The following is a 5,567-nucleotide window of genomic DNA, read 5'->3' as shown; positions in this document are numbered from 1 at the left end:
CTCAGTCCAGGCTCACCCCCAGCAAGACCGGCTCGGGGACCAGCGTGACGCCGAAGGCGTCCCGGACGCCGTCGCGCACCGTCCGCGCGAGCGCGACCAGATCGGACGCCTTCGCCCCGCCCCGGTTCGTCAGGGCCAGGGTGTGCTTCGTCGACAGGGTGGCCGGCGGCGTCCCGTAGCCCTTGCCGAAGCCGGCGTGCTCGATGAGCCAGGCGGCGCTCGACTTGACCCGGCCGTCCGGCTGCGCGAAACGCGGGGCACCCTCGGGGAGCCGGTCGGCGTCCTCGGGCGTGAGCAGGGGGTTCGTGAAGAACGAACCCGCGCTCCACGTGTCGTGATCGTCGGGATTGAGCACCATGCCTTTCGAGCGCCGCAGCCCGAGCACGGTCTCGCGGACGTCGGTCATGGGGGCGCGCTGGCCCGCCTCGACGCCCAGCCGCCGCGCGAGTTCGCCGTAGCGGAGGCGCTCCGACAGGTCGCCCTGCAGGAACTGGAACATGACCTGCAGCACCACGTAGCGCCCCGGCTCGGCCTTGAAGCGCGACCAGCGATAGCCGAACTTGCAGCCGGAGTTCGCGAAGGTCTGGTACCAGCCGGTCTTGCGGTCCCACGTCCGGACGCTCCACAGCGTCTGGCTGATCTCCTGGCCGTAGGCGCCCACGTTCTGGATCGGGGTCGAGCCGACGGCGCCGGGGATGCCGGAGAGGGCCTCGATGCCGACGAGCTCGTTCTCGACGGCGAACGCGACCAGATCGTCCCACCGCTCCCCCGCCTCGACCGTCACCAGGACGCCGCCGCACGCCGCAAGGTCGATGTCGCAGAACGACTCGCTGATCTCGATGCCCTTGGAGGCCACGTGCACCACGGTGCCCGCGAACCCCTCGTCGGAGGCCAGGATGTTCGAACCGCCGGAAAGCACCAGCAGGTCGTCGCCGGCGGCGTCCACCTGCTTCACCGCCTCGACGATCTCCGCAGCGGAGTTGCCCTCCACCCAGCGGCCCACGGGGCCGCCGACCCGGAACGTCGTGTGATCGGACAGCAGCTCAGTCAACGGACACCTCCGCGGTGGCGGACCCGAGCACCTTGACGCCGTCGCACAGCGCGTCGATCGCGACCGTCGCGACGCCGTCGGCGACCTTCGTCACGCGGCCGGCGAACTCGACGAGCGCACCCTCGGCGTCGTCGGGCACCGGGACCGGCTTGGTGAACCGGACTCCGTAGCTGCGCACCTTCGCCGGATCGCCCGCCCAGTCGGTCACCACCCGAAGCGCGGTGCCCATCGTGAGCATGCCGTGCGCGATGCAGCCCTCGAGGCCGAGGGCGCGCGCATAGAAATCGGAGTAATGGATGGGATTGAAGTCACCGGACGCCCCCGCGTAGCGGACGGCGGTCTCCCGGGTCAGGTGAACGGCCAGCCGCGGCAGTTCGGTGCCGACCTCGACGCTCATGCTTCCTCCTCGTTCTCGACCGGCCAGGTGTGCAGCAGCGTCGAGGACGCCGTGCACAGCTCTTCGCCGGCGGTGGTCGCCAAGAGCACGGCGATCGTCACGAAGGCCGTGTTCGCGCGGGCCCGGACGCCGTCGATCGTCAGCGTCGCGACGACCTCGTCGCCGGCGCGCAGCGGACGCCTCCAGGCGAACTTCTGATTGGTGTGCATCGTCTGCGACAGCGCGAGGTCGAGCTCGGGGTCGTCGAAGAGCGCGCCCCACGCGTCGGCCGCCAGGACGGCCGCGAACGTCGGCGGCGCGACAGGCTCGGCGCCGGCGTAGGCAGGGTTTTCGTCGCCGAGCGCACGAGCGAACTCGTGGATCTTGCCGGCGGTGACGAGATAGGGCTGGGTCGGGGGGTACGTCTTCCCCACGTGGGCCTCGCTGATGGGCATGGGTCACAGGCTAGTGCAGCGTCCACGCTTCGCGCCGGGCCGCCGCCACCGGGGGTTCCGCACGCTAGCCTTCGCCTGTGCGCAGTCTCCGCCTTGCTTTCGTGTCGATGCACACGTCACCGGCCGACCAACCGGGATCGGGCGACGCGGGGGGCATGAACGTCGTCGAGAGCCAGCAGGCGCTCGGCCTCGCCGCACTAGGCCACACCGTGGACCTCATCACCCGGCGCTCCCATCCTGACCAGCCCGACGTGGTCGAGCTGTCGCCGGGCGTCCGGCTGCGGCACCTGCCCGCCGGCCCGCCCAGGCCGCTCGCCAAGAGCGCGATCGACGCCCACGTCGCCGAGTTCGCGGAAGGGCTCCGGGGGCTCGAGCCGTACGACCTCGTCCAGTCGCACCACTGGATGTCGGGGGTCGCCGCGCTGTCCGTCGCGCGGGAGTGGGGCGTTCCGCACGTGCAGAGCTATCACTCGGTGGCCGCCCTGCCGGGCTCGCCGCTGGGCGACGGGGAGCCGCCGGAGTCGCCGGCCCGCGTCCCGGGCGAGGCGCTCACCGCGCGCGAGTCGGATGCCATCGTGGCCGTGAGCACCGCCGAGGCGCGGACCGTGATCGAGCGGTGCGGCGCCGACCCGACGCGCGTCTTCGTGATCCCGCCGGGGGTGGACACCGAGCTGTTCCGGCCCGCCGAGGCCGCGGAGGAGGCACCGGTCTTTTCCACGGACGACCGCGGCTACGTGCTGTACGCCGCCCGCCTCCAGCCGCTGAAGGGACCGGATCTGGCCATCGCGGCGCTCGCGCGCGTCCCGGGGAAGCTGCGCCCGCATCTCGTGATCGCCGGAGACATCTCCGAGGACTTCGCCGCCTACCGCGCCGAGCTGGACGTCATGATCGAGAAGCTCGGGCTCACCGGGAGCGTGACGTTCGTCGGCGGACGCCCGCGCCCCGAACTGGCCCGGCTCATGCGGCACTGCCGGATGTTCCTGGTGCCCTCGCATTCGGAGACGTTCGGGCTGGTCGCGCTGGAGGCCGCGGCGTCCGGCGTCCCGGTGATCTCGTCGGCCGCCGGCGGCCTGCGGGAGGTCGTCGTCGACTCCGAGACCGGCCTGCTGATGGCGAGCCGGGACGCCGCACTGTGGGCGTCCGGGATCACGCGCCTGCTGGCCGACGACGAACTCGCGGAGCGAATGGGGGTCGTCGCGCGCGTCCACTCGCGGCGGTTCACCTGGTCGGACGCCGCCCGCCGCCTGGCAGACCTGTACGTGGACCTGATCGGCTGACGGTCCGGCACCCTCGCTACCGGATCGGCGACGAACGGGCGCGACGGCGTCCGGGCATGCAAAACGGGCCGCCCCTGTTGGGGACGGCCCGTTTCGCTTGGCTCAGCGCGTCTCGCGGTGCGCGGTGTGCGAGTGGCACTTGGGGCAGAACTTCTTCAACTCCAAGCGATCCGGCGTGTTGCGCCGGTTCTTCTTGGTGATGTAGTTCCGCTCCTTGCACTCGGTGCACGCCAAGGTGATCTTCGGGCGAATGTCCCCTGCCTTCTTGGCCATCGTGCGCCTCACTTTCGGTCTTGCCGGTGAACTTCTCGGTAGCGGGAACGGGACTTGAACCCGTGACACAGCGATTATGAGCCGCTTGCTCTACCGTCTGAGCTATCCCGCCCCTGCCCGAGATTCCAACCCTTCGGAGGCCAGGTTTGTTCCCGACCCCGAACGGTGTGCACTCGGACACAGAGCCCCCATGCGGAATCGAACCGCAGACCTTCTCCTTACCATGGAGACGCTCTGCCGACTGAGCTATAGGGGCCGGACGACGTCCAAACATACACGAGACGCCGGGCCCCGCCAAAATCGCGGGTGGCGAGACTGCGGTCAGGTTCGACGGCGTCCGCGGCGCCGCGAAACCCCCCGTCAGAAGTCGAAGTCGCAGCCGTCCCCCAGCCCGTCGAGGAAGTCGAGGGAGCCCATGAAGTCGCCGATCTCGGTCGCGAACCCGGACAGGCCCTCCACCGCGTCGCCCCCGAAGGCGAGGAACGCGTCGCCGTCGAAGAGGTCGAACGAGCCGTCGAGGGCGTCCAGCCAGAGCAGGTCGGTCGCGGTGTCCAGGGCCGAAAGGGCGGCGACGTCGAACCAGGTCAGGTCGAAGTTGACGTCGGCCCCGGGGACGTCCTTGGCCGCGCGGGCGACCTCCCCGAACGTCTTCGCCCAGTGCTGCGCGACCCCGAAGACCATCGCGTAGGGCAGATAGCGGCTGAAGATGCCGGCCGCCTCCTCGAACTTGAACTGATCGGCCTCGGCCGTCGCCAGATAGCGCTTGAAGCCGAGCGCCTGGATGCGGACCGCGGTCCCCTCCGCCGTGCGCGGCGTCCGGCCGCGGATCGCGCGGGAAATCCAGATCGTGGACGCGACGATCATCAGGGCGGCCCCGATGCCGCCCACCGCGGGGCGCGCGATCAGGCACAGGGCGGCGAACGCGAACCCCAGGCCGAGGAGGAGGCACCCGCCGCCGGCACCCCGCTGCTGCGGATGCCGCGCGTACCAGCCCCGCTCGACCGCCCCGGCGTAGAGGTCGACCTGGGCCTGCCGCAGCGCCTGGAGGCCGCGGGCGTCCAGCTGGGACATGCGGACCTTCTCGACGCCCGGCGCGAAGATGCCGTCAAGGAGGCGGGATTCGAGGCCGTCGAGCGCGTCGGCGGGCGTCCGGTCGGCGCGTTCGAGGACCCAGTCGGTCTTCGGCTCGCCGTCGGGCTCGGGACGCCGCGCGAACTTCCTGCGGACCGGGTTCGGCTTCTCATCGGCCGGGACGGCCGTGATCGTCAGGTGGCCCCGGACCGCGAGGTCGACGAGGATCGCCGTGAGGTCGCGCGCCTCCACCGAGCCGTCCACGACGGTGCCGACCAGGCCGGGGCTGACGCCGCGCGGCGGCGAGAACGCCACCGCGACCTCACCCTGGTACTCCTGCGTGCGCAGACGCTCGCGCGGGGCGTGGGGGTCGGGCGGGATGGTGCCGGGCGTGGCGCCCGCGAAGATCTCGTCGCGGTGGAAGCGACGGGCCACCACGGTGGCCAGGCCGGCGACGGCGAGGGCGAGGATTCCGATGACGAGAAAGCCGAGGTCGGTCGAGGTCATGGCTCCTATTGTGCTGGGACGCCGCAAGGGCGGGGCTACGCCGAAGCGCGGAGGCGTCCGGAGGGGCGAGGTGTCTCTACGTTTCGAGCCGGGGATGGCGCGGTCACCCGGGCTGGGACGTCCTTCGGCAACGGCACGTCGGGGGCGACGCGATTCGACGTCCTACTAGGGGTGACATGCCGGGGAATCCGAAGGATCCGTCACCGTGCGGAGTGGACGAACCAAGGTAGTTTATATTTCAATAGTTTGCGACGTTCGAGGCGACGCCGTGGCGGTGTCGCAAGGAAGGAACACGCATGACCGCGCTGCTCGCCCGACCGGAGACGCAGGCCCACCCCGATTCGCCGGCACGGCGTCCGTGGGCCGCGATCCCGCCGGCCGAGCAGGTTCCGACCACCGGCGCGGCCGAGGAGCGCCTCACCGTGCTGGACGGCGGTTCGTACCGCATCGTCCTGCGCGGTGACGGCGTCCTCGGCCGCGCGATCCCCCAGCCGCGCGCCGAGCTGTGGGACGTCTACTGCACCACCCCCGACCGCTGCGGCCTGGTGAGCGAGGCG

At 71.2% G+C, this 5,567-nt stretch carries 7 protein-coding genes and 2 tRNA genes; 2 read left to right on the top strand and 7 right to left on the bottom strand.

The features are described 5' to 3' along the window. Position 1: 1 nt before the first annotated feature. Genes WMJ97_RS14165 through WMJ97_RS14155 form a run of 3 tightly spaced genes read right to left on the bottom strand, consistent with a single transcriptional unit; the run spans position 2 to position 1,882 of the window. Positions 2-1,051 carry a UDP-N-acetylmuramate dehydrogenase gene (locus tag WMJ97_RS14165; protein ID WP_347349653.1) on the bottom strand — a complete coding sequence of 350 codons (1,050 nt, stop codon included), beginning with the start codon at positions 1,049-1,051 and terminating at the stop codon, positions 2-4. Beyond that, a complete protein-coding gene (locus tag WMJ97_RS14160; protein WP_347349652.1) occupies positions 1,044-1,448 on the bottom strand; it encodes a MaoC/PaaZ C-terminal domain-containing protein in 405 nt (134 codons plus the stop codon). The genes WMJ97_RS14165 and WMJ97_RS14160 overlap by 8 nt, the downstream gene beginning before the upstream one ends. Continuing rightward, a complete protein-coding gene (locus WMJ97_RS14155; RefSeq protein ID WP_347349651.1) occupies positions 1,445-1,882 on the bottom strand; it encodes a MaoC family dehydratase N-terminal domain-containing protein in 438 nt (145 codons plus the stop codon). Before WMJ97_RS14155 ends, WMJ97_RS14160 begins: the two co-directional genes overlap by 4 nt. A gap of 155 nt (positions 1,883-2,037) precedes the next feature. Here WMJ97_RS14155 and WMJ97_RS14150 point away from each other — a divergent pair, with 155 nt between their 5' ends. Then, the gene (locus WMJ97_RS14150; RefSeq protein WP_347349650.1) at positions 2,038-3,159 is read left to right on the top strand and encodes a glycosyltransferase; all 1,122 of its coding nucleotides are present in this window, start codon (positions 2,038-2,040) and stop codon (positions 3,157-3,159) included. Between the two features lie 102 nt (positions 3,160-3,261). On the opposite strand, the gene rpmG is transcribed toward WMJ97_RS14150, so the two are convergent. From rpmG to WMJ97_RS14130, 4 genes are all read right to left on the bottom strand, one after another. Beyond that, positions 3,262-3,432 carry a 50S ribosomal protein L33 gene (gene rpmG / locus WMJ97_RS14145; RefSeq protein WP_347349649.1) on the bottom strand — a complete coding sequence of 57 codons (171 nt, stop codon included), beginning with the start codon at positions 3,430-3,432 and terminating at the stop codon, positions 3,262-3,264. Positions 3,433-3,471: 39 nt separating this feature from the next. Next, positions 3,472-3,544: transfer RNA gene (locus WMJ97_RS14140), tRNA-Met, on the bottom strand. A gap of 71 nt (positions 3,545-3,615) precedes the next feature. After that, positions 3,616-3,688 (bottom strand) — tRNA-Thr (locus WMJ97_RS14135). A 104-nt stretch (positions 3,689-3,792) separates the two neighbouring features. Continuing rightward, positions 3,793-5,010 carry a DUF2207 domain-containing protein gene (locus tag WMJ97_RS14130; RefSeq protein ID WP_347349648.1) on the bottom strand — a complete coding sequence of 406 codons (1,218 nt, stop codon included), beginning with the start codon at positions 5,008-5,010 and terminating at the stop codon, positions 3,793-3,795. Between the two features lie 296 nt (positions 5,011-5,306). Between WMJ97_RS14130 and WMJ97_RS14125 the strand changes: the two genes are divergently transcribed. Next, positions 5,307-5,567: hypothetical protein (locus WMJ97_RS14125; RefSeq protein ID WP_347349647.1), on the top strand; the 261-nt coding region annotated here is incomplete at its 3' end.

The sequence above is a fragment of the Nigerium sp. genome (assembly GCF_039811905.1).
GTDB lineage: Bacteria > Actinomycetota > Actinomycetes > Propionibacteriales > Propionibacteriaceae > Propioniciclava.
The sequence above is the reverse complement of the archived record's forward strand: the minus strand, read 5'-3'. Positions and strand labels throughout refer to the sequence as shown.